The sequence below is a fragment of the Companilactobacillus sp. FL22-3 genome, assembly GCF_054881455.1.
This window is the reverse complement of sequence record NZ_JBTYYZ010000001.1, coordinates 91,102-107,251: the sequence shown is the minus strand read 5'-3', so window position 1 is coordinate 107,251 and position 16,150 is coordinate 91,102. Positions and strand designations below refer to the sequence as shown.

The window sequence follows — 16,150 nt, the reverse complement described above, 5'->3', positions numbered from 1 at the left end:
CCCTTGTCTTGAGGTTTAGATGGCTCTTAATTTGCATATTTATGTAAAGCGCTTTTGAAATCTCCGCCGATTAATACTTCGATCTCATTAACCAGTTCTTGAGGATCTTCTTTCATATCATGACGGAACCAATCGAAAATCAGTGAAATGAAAGCCAAACTGTAAAAATGGGCGATGAAATTCTTGTGACGTTGTTCAACGTTCAAACCGACAGCTTGCTTTTCCACAATGTTTATCACATAACTGTATAGTACTTTAAAAAGATATTTGAGCATAACGTCGCGATAGGCAGATTGATAAGTATTCTTGGTGATCTTTTGATTTTTTTTAGTTAAGAGCATGATCTGATAAAAACCTTCCTGCCAGTGTTCGTAGTTAGCAGTCCGCTCAAGAATCTCTTTAGCTTCTAGACTAGCGGAATATTCAACTAACTCATAAATATCAGAGAAATGATTGTAAAAGGTCTGTCGAGTCAGATGGCATTCCGTCACAATATCTTTAACTGTAATTTGATCGATATTTTTGTGGTGGAGTGTGGTACACAAGGCTTCACGTAAAATCCGTTTCGTGTCTTTGGTCATTTTGCGTCCCTCCCTGCTCAATCGTGTGATACATATAATTATATAAGTTTCTAGTGAAAACGTCACCGAAAAAGAAATGATTACAGACAAAGTCGAACACATGTTTTACAATGTAACTTAGTAATTTGGGAGGTAAGTCATGACGACTAAGATTGGAATTCGTCAATTGGTAGAATTCGTTCTGCGTAGCGGAGACCTCATTGAGGTTAAGAACAGTCAGAACACGGCGCAAAATGGAGCCCGAATCCATCGTCATCTCCAAAAGTTGCGTTCAAAAGACGTAAATTATCAAAGTGAAGTTTATTTAAAGACGGCTGTTACTATGAATGATACGCAATACCTGATCTCTGGTAGAGCCGATGGCATCACTGCCCAAGCTGACAAAATAACGATTGAAGAAATCAAAACTTCAGAGCAAGCTTATGAAGATTTAAGCGATAACACCCTAGAATTGTATTGGGCTCAGGTCAAAGTTTATGGTTATATCATCTTACAAGACCATCCAGAATTTGATGAAGTTACCTTGCGTCTGACTTATTTTCAAGTGAATAACGAAGCCGTAACGACTAATGATCAAGTATTGAATCGGGCTAGCTTGACGAAATTTTTTCAAGAATTGATCGACGAGTACGAATATTGGTTAGTTCTTAGAGCAAAGTTACGAAAAACGCGCAATGAATCTATCAAACAATTGGCGTTTCCTTTTCCAAAATTTCGAACTGGCCAACATGAATTAGCGGCGGCCGTGTATAAAACTATCGTGCTCAAAAAAAGATTATTTGTGGAAGCACCGACTGGTACTGGTAAGACGATTTCAACCCTTTTTCCAGCAATTAAGGCTATGGGCGAAGAGAAGATTCAACGACTGTTTTATTTAACTGCTAAGCAAAGTACGCGCCATGTGGCTGAAGAGACGGTTACTTTAATGGCCAATCACGGATTAAAAATCAAAAGTATGACTTTGACGGCCAAAGATAAAATTCGTTTTCCTGAAGAAATCGACGTTCCACCGGAAGAAAATCCTTATATGGTAGGCTATTATGACCGCTTGAAACCGGCTTTGGCAGACTTGTTGACGAATGAAGATGCTATTACACGTTCGGTGGTTGAAAGATACGCACGAAAACATATGGTTGATCCATTTGAATTTTCCTTAGATGCTTCTTTGTTTTGCGACTTGATTATTTGTGATTACAACTACTTATTTGATCCACTGGTTTACTTGCAACGTTTCTTTGTGGAAAAAGATACGGACAACTTTTTCTTGATCGATGAAGTTCACAATTTAGTGAGTCGTTCGCGGGATATGTATTCGGCCACGATCAGTGATCAAGCAATTGCTAAATTATTAAAGCAGGCCAAAGCTATTGAAACGAAGGCAAGTGCTGATTTTCAAAAGCAGTTAAAAAAGGTTCGCCGAGTTTTTAATCAGATCAAACGATCGCTCAAAGAACTTGATAAGGAAGAGCAAATCTCAAGTGATGCACCTTTAGAACTACTAAAGGCGCTCGGTAAGTTTGATGATTTTGTTAGTGATTGGATGGCGGAACAAAAAAATTCGGCATTTTTAGACGATGTGAAAGACTATTTTTTTGAAGCTCTAACCTTTGTTAAGATTGGAGCGTTATATAACGACAGCTATAAGACTAGAATCGTTATAGAGGACAAGCATCTCATAGTTAAACAGCTTTGCTTAGATCCTAGTCATTTTATAGATGAATCGCTTAATTTAGGTCTGGGTGCGGTCTTGTTTTCAGCAACCTTATCGCCAATGGATTATTATCAGAGTGTTTTAGGTGGGATTGATAACAGTCTAGCTTACCGATTGCCATCGCCATTCCCCATTGAAAATCAGGAGATTTTGATCACCCAGTATATTCAAACGACTTATAAGCAGCGTCCGTTCAGTCAGGATAGTATTGTGGAAAGTCTCAAGCAAATGCTTGATGGTAAACTTGGTAATTACTTGTGCTTCTTTCCTTCTTACAGCTATTTGAAACAAATTCAGACCGCTTTTGAAACTCGCTATCCACAAATAAAGACGATAGTTCAAGCTAACGAGATGGATAACGCTGCCCGGCAACAATTTTTAGCTCAGTTCGTCGAAAATCCTACGCAGACAATGTTGGCTTTTTGCGTACTGGGAGGAATTTTCTCGGAAGGAATCGATCTGCGAAAAGACCGCTTGAGCGGTGTGGCAATCGTCAGCGTTGGTTTGCCGGGATTGAGTGCTGAGAATAATTTGATTAAAAACTACTATGATCAAAAAAACGGCCAAGGTTTTGAGTATGCCTATCAAATGCCGGGGATGAATAATGTTTTGCAAGCAGCCGGACGTTTGATTCGCGGCAGTCATGATGTGGGAGTCGTCTTGTTATTGGATCAGCGCTTTGCGAGTTTTCGATACACAAAACTTTTCCCCAATCACTGGCAGAACTATCGTCGGGTCAGTTCGTTGCCTCAATTAAGAGGAGCAGTTGATAACTTTTGGAAGGAGCAGAGCCATGAAAACAAAATTGACTAAGAATCTCGAGAGTACGCTCTATCAATATTGTTACGAACAAGGAGCTTATGTGGTCGAAGAAGTCTCAATGCCAGACAAAAAGGGAATCGTGGATACTTTAAGTTATCAACAATTGTCAGATGACCAAATCGAGTGGCGTTGCTATGAACTCAAGGTTACCAAAAATGATTTTCACTCTAAGGCTAAATTGTCTTTTATTGGAAATTACAATTACTTCGTTTTACCACAGAAGTTATACACCGAAGTAGCAGCAGAGATTCCTGCTCACATTGGCGTATTGATTTATCGGCCGTTTGATAAAAAGGCACTTGAAGCGACACCTCAAACTTTACGAGCTCCCGGTTTTTTAACCGTGGCCAAAAAAGCTCAATATCAAGACTTGCAAGTCGATGAAAAGCAGTTAACTAGTCACTTTGTGGCCTCGCTGTTTCGGGAAGTGGATAAAGCTAAACGGGTAGAAAAAGGGTTGCAGTTATATTCAGATGATAAATTGTACAAAGAACTACAAAAGCGCAGTAAGATTGGCTACGATATTTACCATCCTGACCATAATTTTTATGATCGCTTCAATGATGAATTAAAAGATCAAGCTATAACGGCGTTACAGGAAGAATTAGACGCCAGAAACGAAGAACTCCAAACTTTGAAGTTACAAATACAAGAATCACAGCAACCTGATTTGGAGGATAAGTTATGACCTATTTTCCTTATCTTCGTGGCCGGATGTACGATTTATTAGCCTTAAAAGAGCTTTGTGAAGCAGATCAATTAGGTTCTCAAATAGTTCCCATTATTGAGCCTGTGCGGGATTCCAAAGAATTGCAACAGACGGTTCAAACTTTCATTGAACATCAACAACCATTTAGTGTGATAGCTAATCCGCAAGTGAGTGTCTATGGCTTGAATGATACTAAGCTTTTCCCGTTGCCTGAATTGACTGATTTAGATTTTTATTACCCCAGCGCAATTTTAGCGGCCGATTTTAGTGGGGACTTTTTAAAACATAACCGCCAGCAATCAGCCCTTCTCATCGCGAATAACTTTGAAATGTTGAAAGCTTACCAAAATACCAGAGTTTTGCAGACCGTTAAACGTGTTTTTATTCCTGATGAGGCGCGAATGCATCGACTGGTTCCCAAAAAGGCGGCTCTCTTGAGTGATCCGTTGACTTCGATTAAACATGTTGAAGATTATGACATCTTAACGGATGAATTCTTTGAACCAGCATATTGGTATCAACAAGTTGACAATTTTACTGATTATAGCGATTATTCAATGGTCGGGCATATTTATTTTGACAAAGGAATGCCAGCTCGGGCAATCACCTTGCATGTAATTTATGTGACAAGTAAAGGCGATCTAAGAATTCATCATTTTGTTTCCGATAGTAATCAGACGATGGGTGGGCAAAAACAGAAATTTCAAGAAGCTTTAGCAAAATTAGTCGATTGGTCAGCTGAAAATATCTCTGGTCTCAACCAAACTCCTGCGTTACAAGAATTATTGAGTTATCAACAGGTGGATAAGTTTCCCGGCTTAGGGACGGTCAAAAAATTGTCGTTAATGCATCATTTTCAATTGATGAATCGATTACTGAATTTAAAAAATTAGGAATGAAAAAATTAATTATGCTATGGATCAAAAAAATCTCAGTGAATGTAACCATTAAAGGCGGTTAGTTCACTGAGATTTTGCTTTGCAAGACAGTCTATTTTCTTCCGAGACTGTGCGTTAGAGTTAGAATTAAAAACTTTTTACCACCATAATTTCACGAGGGCTTGAGTACCATCGTTACCAAGCTGTTTGTCATCAACTAATTTTTCGTAAAGCGCTTTGGCCTGTTTGGTCATTGGCAGATCCAAGTGCATTTTTTCACTCTCGTCTAGAGCGATTCGCAAGTCTTTGAGGAAGTGTTTTGAATAAAAACCAGGCTCAAAATCTCCTTTAAGAATGCGGGGACCATAATTTTCCAAACTCCAATTATCGCCGCCACCACCTTCGACAGTTTCTAAGACAGATTGTAAATCGAGACCTGCGGCCTTTGCATATACGAACATTTCTGTTAAACCTGTCATAGTACCAGCAATCATGATTTGATTAGCCATTTTTGCGTGTTGACCGGCTCCGTAGGGACCGAAGTAATGATTTGTCTTACCGATGATCTCAAAGATATTTTGCAGTTGCTCAAAGGCTTTTTTCGAACCTCCGACCATGATTGTTAAATTGCCATCACGAGCGCCAACGTCACCGCCAGAAACAGGGGCATCAAGGCATTCGACACCGGCAGTTTCAGCTTTTTCACCAATCTTTTTAGCCAAAGTGGGAGTACTTGTGGTCATATCAACGATAACATCACCAGCACTAACCCCAGCAAAAATTCCATCATCTTTAAAATAGACATCCTCAACATCTTGAGGGAAGCCAACCATGGTGAAGATAATCTCGGCATCTTTTGCGACTGCTTTAGGGGTTGAGAACCAATGAGCTCCCTTAGCAATCAGAGGATCAGCTTTGGACTTAGTCCTTGTATAAATATCAACTTCATAGTGGGCTTTTAGTAAGTTATTTATAATACCGCTACCCATTACACCAGTACCAATAAAACCAATTTTTTGCATCATATTGCCTCCAGTCATTAAAGTCATTATAAAATACAATAAAACTTGTCCACAATAATATGCTTAAACGGTTTTTAAACTAAGTTTGTTTGCTATAATTCTTGTGAAACGTATTCAAAATTAAACAGAATAAGGAGGGGATTTTTATGACATTTGTGAAGGATTATTATAAGAGTATATTAGCGGCCTTATTTTATGGGGTAACTTCGGCCTTAGGTATTCAATTATTACTGCAGCCAGCTAAACTCTACACTAGTGGCGTTACAGGGGCGTCACAGTTAATTGTCAACTTGTTACATGGATTTGCTAATATAAATACGCCAGTCTATCTCTGGTACACATTGCTAAACTTGCCTTTGATTTTATTAGCATGGTTCAAATTGGGTAAAAAATTTACCATTCTATCAATTATTTCATTTGTTTCAGCAGCAATTTGTATTCTGCTCATTCCACTGTATCCCCTCACCAAAGATCCGATATTATCGGCTGTCTTTGGAGGAATCTTGTCTGGTGCGGGAATCGGCTTGTGCTTCCGTTACGGATTTTCCACTGGCGGGACGGATATCATTGCTTTAATCGTTCAAAAGAGTACTGGCCGTTCCGTGGGACAAGTCAGTTTTGCCATTAATGCCATTATTATTATAATTGCAGGATTTGCTTTTGGCTGGAGTTTGGCACTCTACACAATTATTTCCATTTATATTACCAATTGGGTAATTGATAAGATGTACATTCAACAACAAAAGATCACCGTTACGATTTATTCCCACAAGATCGATGAGATTTCAAAAGAATTGCTCAAAACGCTCAATCGTGGCTTAACCCTTGATTATCATTTAAGAGGAGCCTATTCAGGTGAAGAGATTGGTTCAATTACCACTGTTCTGACGAAGTATCAGTTGTTCTTTGCCAAAAAAGTAGTAATGGATATTGATCCGGATGCTTTTATCAATATTCAACCAACTATGTCGATCTCTGGTAAATTTAATGACAATTAATTTTTTAGATGTGAAACCTTGATAAGTTAATCCTGACTTATCAAGGTTTTTTTAGTGATACCAGTTAGTTTAGTAAAGAAATCAGTGATTCATTTTTAATAAAAAAAATCTTACGTTATTGAAATCAAAAGTTTGTTCAAACAGATTATACTGCTATGTATGGAGAAAAGTGAGGAGGTTAAAAAATGAAGACTATTATCTATACGCATCCATACGCTGGCAGTTTTAATCATGAAATTCTTAATCGCTTAACATTCTCGTTCTCGAAGAATGACGAGGAGTTTGAAGTAATCAATCCTTATGCAGATAAGTTTAATCCGACCTTGACTGAGGCCGAGATGAAACTTTATAGCTCTGGTAAAACAGATGATGAATTAGTGCGCCGCTACCAAAGACGGATTGCAAGATCAGATGAATTAATTTTCATTTTTCCTATTTGGTGGCAGGGGATGCCTAGCATGTTGAAGGGCTTTTTTGATAAAACGATGCTTAAGGATTTTGCATATAACGAAGATAACGGGTGGAAAGGGCTACTGACTTATATTGATCGTGTAACGGTGATAACGACTTCAACTGTTACTAAGTCATATTTAGAAAAAGAGTGTGGTGATCCGATTCAAGCGGTCTTTATTGGACGTACTTTAAAAGATTTAGGAATCGATCCTCAAAAGGTTGATTGGATTCATTTTGGTGAGGTTAATACAACCACCGATCAAAAACGAGATGAATTCCTTGATAGTTTACCTGAACGATATTATCAGTAATGATTAATTTCAGCACAATGTCTCATTCTGCAAAATTAGACTAGATATAAAAAAAACTTGGTTTAGAATATATATAAGAATTATTAATGAGGATGTTGTGTAAATGCATATTAAAAGAAATATAGTGATAGGATGCTTGCAGATTTTCTTTATGCTGGCGTCTTCTTTTTTCATCGGGGTAGTATTGAATTATGCGCAGACGAATGATTTTATCTTTACGACGCAAATTGTGTTCGGTAGTAATTTAAATACTTATTTACTGACAGTATTGATTTTGTTCGTAATTTATTTGGGGTTATATGGTCTGTTCAATCGATTTTTCTATGCTTCGGCCATTTATTACTTGTTTTTTATGATTTATGCCGTCGCTGATCGCTTAAAAGTGACTTATCGTTCTGAACCAATTTTACCAAGTGATTTGTCGATGTTAAAAAACGTTAAGAGTCTTTTGGCAATGGTGACGCCTAAGGCTATTGGAATAGTCGTTGTGGCGCTTATCGTTATAGCATCGTTATCAATTCTTTTGGAATTGAAATTTGGGAAATTTATGTTGAAGTTCAAACCTTGGTTAAGGATGATCTTCATTGCTTTGACTGCTTTTAGTATCGGGATTTTTTATACCGCCAGTGATACTAATTCTTTGACCTATAAAACTTTAATGGCCGCGGGCTACACTAATCTGGATTCAAATATCAACCGTTCTGCTAATAGTAACGGTCCGATGTTAACCTTTTTGGGGAATATGTACGTCGATATTATGGATCAACCTAGCGGCTATAATAAACAAAATATGTTGAAGATTGTTAAGGAATATCAAGCTGAGGCTAAGAAGATCAATAAGAAGCGTGCTAACAATAATTTGAGCAAGCAAACTTTGATTTTTGTTTTGAGTGAAAGCTTTTCCGATCCCACACGGGTGCCTAATATTAAGTTGAACCAAGATCCTATGCCTAACATCCGAAGTATCAAGGAGAATAATACTTCTGGTCTGATGATGAGTTCGGGCTATGGTGGCGGGACAGCCAATATGGAATATATGGCAATGACCGGATTAGCTATGAATCTCTTCTCAGATACCTTGCAATCTCCTTATACTCAAGTTGTGAATAAGCAAGATTCACCAATCAATATTTCTAATAGTTTTAAAACTAGTGCTGCGATCCATCTTTATCATGGTAATTTCTATAACCGTAACTCGGTTTATCAAACTTTTGGGATCAATACTTTTAGAAATCTTGATACCAAGGGTAAGCTTGCACTGAAGTATACGAATACGATTCCAGGGATGGAGTATATCAGCGATGAGTCGGCGTATAACGATACCTTGTGGCAAATTGATCAAACATCTGGCGGCCAGTTTATCAATCTTGTAACGATGCAAAATCACATGCCTTATGAAAATAAGTACTCGAACAACGAGTTTAAAAGTACTGGCTCTGGTGTAACGGACAGCAGTCGAAGTCAGGTCAATAACTATACTAAAGGTGTCAGTTTGACTGATACCGCTACAAAGGACTTTTTGGCCAAACTAGATAATATTCAAAAGCCTATAACGGTAGTCTGGTATGGTGACCATTTACCAGGCATTTATGATAACGATGATATGTATAAGTATGATGTTGCGGAACATCAAACTGATTATTTTATCTACAGTAATAAGTATGCCCGCGAACATGGTCAGGGAACGACTAAGTTGACTGATGCTACCGCTGTGACAGATCCTAATGGTTTTATTCCATTAGCCTTGGAACAGATGGATCAAAAGGTAACACCATATTATGCATTGTTGACTAAAGTACAAAAAGAATTACCAGCCATGGCGAAAAATAGTGTTGAGAGCAGTAATTCCTTGTATGTTAATCAAGACAGTAAGGAAGTTTCGGAAGATAGTTTAACGACTAAACAGAAGAAATTATTACACGATTATCAGCTAGTTCAATATGATCTCACCGCTGGTCAGAACTTTACGAAGAATATCATCAATAAATAAAATGATTAATTAATGTAAATTTCCTTTTGGGAGATTTGCATTTTTTTTATTTTTAATTATAAGTAACGGTCAAAAAAGGTTAAGATATGTATTATGATTCAATAATTAAGGGTGTTTATTATGCATAGGAAAAAATCTTTTATTACTTATATTCTGCAATTGGTTTTCATTGTTGTGTCGGCTTTTGTGGTCGGATATTTATTAAACTATTCGCAAACAGGGTCATTCCAAAATACTGACGCTATCTTGTTCAAGACTAATATCGCAACCTATCTTTTGACGGTATTGATATTAGGATTGCTATATCTGGGATTTTATGCTTTATTCAATCGTTTCTTTTATTCGACCGCTCTATATTATATTTTGTTCACTATTTATATCATTGGTAACCGCATCAAAGTGACTTATCGTTCGGAGCCAGTTTTGCCTAGTGACTTGTTATTGTTGTCCAATACTAAGGAACTGCTTTCGATGGTCAGCCGCAAAGTTTTAATCGTCGCTGTAGTGGAGATAGTCTTAGTTATAACGATCAGTATTATTTTAGAAAAAATCTTTTCACAAGAGATGCTACGCTTCAAGCCGTTAACTAGAATCATCTTTTTGACTTTAGCTTGTTTAAGCGTTTTGAGTTTTTACAACGTCAATGATGAAGATTCTCTTATGAGTAAGGCAATGCTAAAGCTTGGTTATTCTAATTTCACTCCTAATATTGGTATGACAGCTACGACTAACGGTCCGCTCTTAACTTTTTTGGGTAATATGCATGTGGATATCATGGATCAGCCTAGTGGTTATAGCAAAGAGACCATGGATAAACTGGTGACCAAATATCAAAAAGTCGCAACCCATATCAATGAAACTCGTCCTAACAATAATCTGGACAAGCAAACTTTAATCTTTGTTTTGAGCGAAAGTTTTTCTGACCCCAGTCGAGTGCCAAATATCAAACTCAATGAGGAAGCTGCCCCAAAGATTATGAAAATCAAACAGGAGAATACTTCAGGTTTGATGTTGAGTTCGGGCTATGGTGGCGGAACAGCTAATATGGAATATATGACTTTCACCGGCTTAGCTTATAATCAATTTTCTAAATCACTGCAATCGCCTTATACGCAACTTGTTCCTAAGCAAGACCACCCCGTCAATATCGTTAACAGTTTCAATAATTCTGCTGCGATTCACCCTTATTATGGTAATTTTTATGATCGGCAGACCGTCTATCCTAAATTTGGCTTCCAAACTTTCAGGAATCTAAACACTACCGGTAAACTGGCTTTGAGATACACTGACAAAATCGGTAGCAGCACTTTTATTAGTGATGAGTCCTCCTATAAAGATACGCTTTGGCAAGTTAATCAAACCCAAAAGGGGCAGTTCATTAGCTTAGTTACGATGCAAAATCATATGCCTTACAATGTGCTTTATCCGGGCAAGCAATATAAGATTTTGAACGGCAAAGCGGCCGAGATTCCCTTGCAAGTACCACAATATGCTCAAGGACTACACTATACCGACGATTCGACCCAATCATTCTTAGAACAACTAGATGAAATCAAAAAGCCTATCACGGTTGTTTGGTACGGTGATCATTTGCCAGGGCTCTATGCCAAGAATTCTATGAAAAAATATAATGTTGTCCAGCATGAGACCGATTATTTTATTTATAGTAATAAATATGCGATCGATCATGGATACGGTACTAAGAAGTTAACTAGCAAGACTAAAGTTACCGATCCCAATGGGTTTATTCCGTTGGCTTTGGAACAGATGCAACAGAAGGTAACACCTTATTATGCACTGCTAACTGAAGTTCAAAAGAAGCTACCAGCCATGGCGAAAAATAGTGTCGGTCAGGATGAAAACTTATATGTTGATCAATCTGGTAAACAAGTTTATGCCAAAGATCTGACAACCAAACAGCGACAATTGTTACATGACTATCAATTGATCCAGTACGATTTAACGGCTGGCAAGGGTTATAGTAAGAGCAAGATCAATCAGAAATAAAAAATCTCGAAGTCGAAAGATTTCGAGATTTTTTATTTTGAAAACATTTTCATTTTTTACATCATTAAAATGAGAGTAGACTTAAAGTATTCACTTACAAAAAAATTGGGGATGAAATTAAGTTTTGAATTTTAAGAGTTTTCTTTATATATTGATACCAACGTTCTTATTCAGCTCAATGGAGATTGCGTTGAAAATTGCCGGAGGACAGTTCAATCCAATCGAGTTGAACTTTATTCGTTTCTTGATCGGTGGCTTGGCACTATTGCCATTTACGATTCTTTACTTAAAGAAAAATCAGATTCAAATCGATAAAGCAGGCTGGTTGAAAATTGCTTTGACCGGTTTTGTGATCGTAGTTGTCTCTATGACCTTGTATCAAATCTCAATCGGTATGTCGAAGGCATCAGTCATCGCTATTATGTTGAGTGCTAATCCAATCTTTGGGTTGATTATTGGTTTTATCTTCCTGAGAGAAAAATTATCTCGGACAAATGTTTTAGCTTTGATTTTGACTTTGATCGGTTTATTAGTAATCATCAATCCCTTGCATCTTTCGGGTGCCATGGGTATCTTCTTAGGTTTATTGTCATCTATCATTTTTGGAGTTTATGGCGTTATGTCTCGGGTCTATGGTGGAAAGCTCGGTTTAAACGGACTTTCAATGACTTGCTTAGCTTTCCTATTTGGTTCAGGTGAGTTAGGGATTTTGATGGGCTTGAGTCACTTGCCAATTGCTCAAAAACTACCAAGCAACTATTCGGAATTCGTCAATATTCCATTTTTCAAAGGTATTTCTTTACAGACACTGCCTTTGATCTTATATATTTCCGTTTTAGTTACCGGAGTAGCTTTTGGTTTGTACTTCGTTTCCATGGAAAAAGTCGGGATCTTACAAGCTTCCCTGATTTTTCTAGTTAAACCAGCTTTAGCACCTGTCTTAGCTCTACTTGTTTTAGGCGAAGCTATGACAGCTAATACAATCGTCGGAATCGTGATCATCTTACTCGGTTCATTGATCACTTTGATGGGCGAAAAGATTGCTTACAAAGTTATGGATATCTTTAGACGTGATAATCCTGAAGGCCATGTAGAAGTGGACGAAATGGCAATTGTTAAAGATAAAATTGAACACAGCGAACTAGCTCAAAAACGTCGTGAAGCTGAGGCGGCTGTTCGGAATTCACTGGAAGAGAAACGTCAAGAAACAGAAGCTCCTTCTGAAGATTAATTATTAATAAGATTATGCCAATGTGCATAATCTTATTTTTTTTGATTTAAATGAGCTATTATATGGGTAACGGTTTCAGAATGATCTGATTTTTAACTAGGAGGTCCAAATTTTATGGCGGATTTAATTAAAATTGGCAATACAGATGTTACTAGTAAAAAAATGGGATTAGGAACGAATAAAGTTGGCGGCAGCAATCTGTATGACGTCAAGGATGAAGATGGCTACAAGGTCGTCAAAGAAGCCCTAGATCATGGATTGAACACCTTAGATACAGCTTTTGCGTATGGCTATGGTCGTTCAGAAGAAATTATCGGCGATGTGATGCAAGGATATGACCGCAGTAAAATCGTCATCGCTACCAAAGCAGCACAAGATGCGAACAATGATTTTAAAATCAATAATGACCCTCAATTTCTCAAGTCAGCCGTCGATGAATCCTTAAAACGGCTCAAGACGGATTACATCGATATTTTTATCATTCATTTTCCAGATGAGAAAACACCGAAGAGTGAAGCTATCGGGGCATTAAATGAGCTCAAAGAAGCTGGTAAGATCAAGGCTATTGGCGTTTCTAACTTTTCTTTAGACCAAATTAAAGAAGCTAACCAAGACGGGTTAGTTGATCTGGTCGAAGACAATTACAGCCTGGTACATCGGGATGCCGAAAGTACCTTGTTCCCGTATTTACGTAAGAATCATATTTCTTTTATACCGTACTTTCCACTAGCGTCGGGCTTATTGACTGGGAAATACAGTGCGGATGATGCGAAGAAATTCAGTAAGAAGTTTAATCAGGCACAGTTCAGCGATATTTTGGCGGCAATTGAAAAGATTCGCCGAGTTGCCGATAAACACGAAGCAACTGTTACCCAAGTGGCGTTGGCTTGGTATATGAAGAATTCTGATATTTCTATCGTCATCCCTGGTGCTAGAAAGTCGGAACAAGTTGATCAAAATATTAAGGCCTTGGATATTGAATTGAGTAATACTGAGTATCACTTTATTGATGAGGCTTTTACAGAATTTGCAAAATAGGAGGAGTAGTATTTATGGCAAGAAAAGTAGTAATTTTTGGAGCAAATGGTTTTGTTGGCGGAGAGTTTGCTAAACAATTTATCGATAAAGGCGATCAAGTAACTAGTGTTTCAAGAACTGGTGAACCATTGGGCAACGAATCTTGGTATGACAAAGTAGACTGGAAGGTTGGTAATGCATTGACACCAGGATTTTGGAGCCAGTATTTAAAAGATGCTGATGTAGTTGTCGATACGATTGGTGAATATAAAGAACAACCTAATGAAAATTTAACTTATGAAAAAGTCAATTATCAAAGTGCTTTAAACGTGGCTGATGCCGCTGAAGAGTATAAGGTTCCGGTCTTCGTTTATATCTCAGTTGACGATATTCCTGGTGCTAATGAGCGCTATATAAGTACAAAACGTGATGCTGAAGAGAATTTGAAGAAGCGTAGTTTCAGATCAGTTTTGATGAGACCAGCAAGTATGCTTTCGGATGACGATCGAGCTGATAGTAAAGAGCCCCACCGTAGTTTGCCAGTTAAAGTAGTTGTTGCTGCCGCAATTAAGGCCGTCGATAATGAAAAAGATAACGTTACCTTGGGAATTGACGATATTGATCAATAGACATCAAAAAAGATGGGCTGCTTAGCTCATCTTTTTTAGTTTGCCATCTTCAATTTGCCAAATCGAGTCGACAAGATCGAGGACTCTCTCATCATGTGTCACCATAACGGCTGCCTTGTTTTCCTGATGAACGGTCTGTTGGATCAATTGGACGACTTCATGTCCACGTTGCGAATCTAAACTGGCGGTAGGCTCGTCAGCTAAAATCAAATCAGGCCGGTTGATAAAGGCTCGGGCAATGGCAACTCGTTGTTTTTCACCACCGGATAAAACATTCGGATAACTATCCAAGCGCTGTTCAAGACCCAAACTTTTAAGCAGGGTATTCGCATCACTCGGTTCTTTGGAAGAGATTTTTTGAATGAATTTCAATTGGTCGGATATTTTTAAATATGGAATCAAATCAGCATTTTGGAAGATAAACCCAATTTGATTTAACCGTAATTTAGTCTGTTTTGCTTGAGATAAGTGGCTGATATCTTGACCGTTTAGAGAAATTGTCCCAGAAGATGGGGTCAAGAGCGCACCCATAATCGTCAAAAGGGTACTTTTGCCAGCACCACTAGGACCGACGATCGCCGCAAATTCACCTTGTTTTACTTGAAAAGAAACGTCTTTTAAAACTTCATTGATTTGTTGTCCGTCAGGATAATTTTTGATGATATGCTTTAATTCTAAAACGTTTGACATTAATTGTTACCTCCAATTGCCTTAATAGGATCAACTTTGATGACTTTGAGTAACGAGAGACTAGCGCTGATCAAGGTTATCAATAAAAAGATCGCACCCGTTCCTAAAACAACCGTTGAACTGATACTAAATGGCATCGAAGCTGGCATTACTGAACTCAGCGCAAAAGTCACACCAAATGAAATTAAAATTGCCACTAAGGAAAGTAGTCCCATTTCCGAAATTACGTGTTTAACTAAATAGTTAGTTGTAGTACCAAGAGCTTTAAGCGTTCCAAAGTCGCGTAATTTTTGAAGATTGATGATGTAGAAGAAAACGGCCAATACGAAGAGGGAAATTATATACAAGAAACCAATCATTAAATAAAGCGACCCTTGTTCAGCTGAATAGCCTGGGATGGCATTGATTAGAGCTTTTTTACTAATGACTTGATAGCCAGATTTTTTTTGCAGTTGTTTTTTCAAAGCAATAGCATTAAAACCAGTCATTTGTGGAATGATGGTTTGAGACTGCTTTTGATTCAAATAAATGACAGGTGTGTGGGAATAGGCTTTATTATTGGTGAATCCAGCAATAGTAAAAGTCTTGCCACTGGCGGAATCTTTAAACTTATCACCTAATTTGTAGCCAGAAGTTTTTAATTTTTCGCTAACGACCACCTTTTTATTATCGTCGTTGGTCAACTTGTGGCCACTGACGATTTTGGGAGCTAAAAAACTGTTGGCATTGATGGTGAAATAAGCGATGTCAGTTTTCTTATTAGCCTGCTTTTGATGTTGAATCGTTGTTTGATTAACAGTCAATTTAGCAGCTGCTTGAGTTTTGAATTTATTCCAATCAGAGTCGGATAATTTAGAGCGGTTCAAACGAGCTTGGGAACCTTTCTGCAAAATGAATGTCTCAGCGGAAGTTTCTTTGATCGCCGAGCCACTGTCATTGGCCAAACCATTTGCAAGTCCGGTAATGAAGAGCACCAAAAAGACGATTAAAAAGATAATTAATCCCAATGCGCTAAATTTGAGTTTGTCATGACGAAATTCTTTCAGTGTTAAAAACATGATATTTCTACCTCCTTGATGCTTTCTATCTTAAAATGGAGGA

General features: G+C 37.8%; 14 protein-coding genes. 10 read left to right on the top strand and 4 right to left on the bottom strand.

Annotation, left to right across the window (positions count from 1 at the left end):
* Window positions 1-26: 26 nt before the first annotated feature.
* The gene (locus ACYT32_RS00480; RefSeq protein WP_395263976.1) at window positions 27-581 is read right to left on the bottom strand and encodes a TetR/AcrR family transcriptional regulator; all 555 of its coding nucleotides are present in this window, start codon (window positions 579-581) and stop codon (window positions 27-29) included.
* A 139-nt stretch (window positions 582-720) separates the two neighbouring features.
* Here ACYT32_RS00480 and ACYT32_RS00475 point away from each other — a divergent pair, with 139 nt between their 5' ends.
* From ACYT32_RS00475 to ACYT32_RS00465, 3 genes are read left to right on the top strand one after another with little or no spacing between them, the layout of a single operon-like run.
* Complete coding sequence (locus ACYT32_RS00475) at window positions 721-3,105, top strand: ATP-dependent DNA helicase (protein WP_395263975.1); 2,385 nt, start codon at window positions 721-723, stop codon at window positions 3,103-3,105.
* A complete protein-coding gene (locus tag ACYT32_RS00470; RefSeq protein ID WP_395263974.1) occupies window positions 3,086-3,802 on the top strand; it encodes a hypothetical protein in 717 nt (238 codons plus the stop codon). The genes ACYT32_RS00475 and ACYT32_RS00470 overlap by 20 nt, the downstream gene beginning before the upstream one ends.
* A complete protein-coding gene (locus tag ACYT32_RS00465) occupies window positions 3,799-4,716 on the top strand; it encodes a sce7725 family protein (protein ID WP_395263973.1) in 918 nt (305 codons plus the stop codon). Before ACYT32_RS00470 ends, ACYT32_RS00465 begins: the two co-directional genes overlap by 4 nt.
* Before the next feature lie 143 nt (window positions 4,717-4,859).
* Here the strand turns inward: ACYT32_RS00465 and ACYT32_RS00460 are convergent, their stop codons facing one another.
* Window positions 4,860-5,723, bottom strand: a complete 864-nt coding sequence (locus ACYT32_RS00460; RefSeq protein WP_395264165.1) for an NAD(P)-dependent oxidoreductase — start codon at window positions 5,721-5,723, stop codon at window positions 4,860-4,862.
* 146 nt (window positions 5,724-5,869) lie between these two features.
* Between ACYT32_RS00460 and ACYT32_RS00455 the strand changes: the two genes are divergently transcribed.
* From ACYT32_RS00455 to ACYT32_RS00425, 7 genes are all read left to right on the top strand, one after another.
* The gene (locus tag ACYT32_RS00455) at window positions 5,870-6,721 is read left to right on the top strand and encodes a YitT family protein (RefSeq protein WP_395263972.1); all 852 of its coding nucleotides are present in this window, start codon (window positions 5,870-5,872) and stop codon (window positions 6,719-6,721) included.
* A 185-nt stretch (window positions 6,722-6,906) separates the two neighbouring features.
* Window positions 6,907-7,485, top strand: coding sequence for an NAD(P)H-dependent oxidoreductase (locus tag ACYT32_RS00450; protein ID WP_395263971.1), 579 nt, complete (start codon window positions 6,907-6,909; stop codon window positions 7,483-7,485).
* Window positions 7,486-7,636: 151 nt separating this feature from the next.
* Entirely contained in the window at window positions 7,637-9,475 is a 1,839-nt protein-coding gene (locus ACYT32_RS00445) for an LTA synthase family protein (protein ID WP_461793337.1), read from the top strand.
* A 120-nt stretch (window positions 9,476-9,595) separates the two neighbouring features.
* Complete coding sequence (locus tag ACYT32_RS00440; protein ID WP_395263969.1) at window positions 9,596-11,482, top strand: LTA synthase family protein; 1,887 nt, start codon at window positions 9,596-9,598, stop codon at window positions 11,480-11,482.
* Between the two features lie 124 nt (window positions 11,483-11,606).
* Window positions 11,607-12,713, top strand: a complete 1,107-nt coding sequence (locus ACYT32_RS00435; protein ID WP_395263968.1) for a DMT family transporter — start codon at window positions 11,607-11,609, stop codon at window positions 12,711-12,713.
* Window positions 12,714-12,827: 114 nt separating this feature from the next.
* The gene (locus ACYT32_RS00430; RefSeq protein WP_395263967.1) at window positions 12,828-13,751 is read left to right on the top strand and encodes an aldo/keto reductase; all 924 of its coding nucleotides are present in this window, start codon (window positions 12,828-12,830) and stop codon (window positions 13,749-13,751) included.
* Window positions 13,752-13,765: 14 nt separating this feature from the next.
* Complete coding sequence (locus tag ACYT32_RS00425) at window positions 13,766-14,359, top strand: NAD-dependent epimerase/dehydratase family protein (RefSeq protein ID WP_395263966.1); 594 nt, start codon at window positions 13,766-13,768, stop codon at window positions 14,357-14,359.
* A 21-nt stretch (window positions 14,360-14,380) separates the two neighbouring features.
* Here ACYT32_RS00425 and ACYT32_RS00420 read toward each other — a convergent pair whose 3' ends face one another.
* Together ACYT32_RS00420 and ACYT32_RS00415 are read right to left on the bottom strand one after the other, a co-directional pair.
* The gene (locus ACYT32_RS00420) at window positions 14,381-15,049 is read right to left on the bottom strand and encodes an ABC transporter ATP-binding protein (RefSeq protein WP_395263965.1); all 669 of its coding nucleotides are present in this window, start codon (window positions 15,047-15,049) and stop codon (window positions 14,381-14,383) included.
* The gene (locus tag ACYT32_RS00415) at window positions 15,049-16,107 is read right to left on the bottom strand and encodes an ABC transporter permease (protein ID WP_395263964.1); all 1,059 of its coding nucleotides are present in this window, start codon (window positions 16,105-16,107) and stop codon (window positions 15,049-15,051) included. The genes ACYT32_RS00420 and ACYT32_RS00415 overlap by 1 nt, the downstream gene beginning before the upstream one ends.
* Window positions 16,108-16,150 lie beyond the last annotated feature (43 nt).

Coding starts and splice junctions, on each gene's coding strand:
- ACYT32_RS00480 (WP_395263976.1), bottom strand. CDS start 581: ATGACCAAAGACACGAAACGGATTTTACGTGAAGCCTTGTGTACCACA.
- ACYT32_RS00475 (WP_395263975.1), top strand. CDS start 721: ATGACGACTAAGATTGGAATTCGTCAATTGGTAGAATTCGTTCTGCGT.
- ACYT32_RS00470 (WP_395263974.1), top strand. CDS start 3,086: ATGAAAACAAAATTGACTAAGAATCTCGAGAGTACGCTCTATCAATAT.
- ACYT32_RS00465 (WP_395263973.1), top strand. CDS start 3,799: ATGACCTATTTTCCTTATCTTCGTGGCCGGATGTACGATTTATTAGCC.
- ACYT32_RS00460 (WP_395264165.1), bottom strand. CDS start 5,723: ATGCAAAAAATTGGTTTTATTGGTACTGGTGTAATGGGTAGCGGTATT.
- ACYT32_RS00455 (WP_395263972.1), top strand. CDS start 5,870: ATGACATTTGTGAAGGATTATTATAAGAGTATATTAGCGGCCTTATTT.
- ACYT32_RS00450 (WP_395263971.1), top strand. CDS start 6,907: ATGAAGACTATTATCTATACGCATCCATACGCTGGCAGTTTTAATCAT.
- ACYT32_RS00445 (WP_461793337.1), top strand. CDS start 7,637: ATGCTGGCGTCTTCTTTTTTCATCGGGGTAGTATTGAATTATGCGCAG.
- ACYT32_RS00440 (WP_395263969.1), top strand. CDS start 9,596: ATGCATAGGAAAAAATCTTTTATTACTTATATTCTGCAATTGGTTTTC.
- ACYT32_RS00430 (WP_395263967.1), top strand. CDS start 12,828: ATGGCGGATTTAATTAAAATTGGCAATACAGATGTTACTAGTAAAAAA.
- ACYT32_RS00425 (WP_395263966.1), top strand. CDS start 13,766: ATGGCAAGAAAAGTAGTAATTTTTGGAGCAAATGGTTTTGTTGGCGGA.
- ACYT32_RS00420 (WP_395263965.1), bottom strand. CDS start 15,049: ATGTCAAACGTTTTAGAATTAAAGCATATCATCAAAAATTATCCTGAC.
- ACYT32_RS00415 (WP_395263964.1), bottom strand. CDS start 16,107: ATGTTTTTAACACTGAAAGAATTTCGTCATGACAAACTCAAATTTAGC.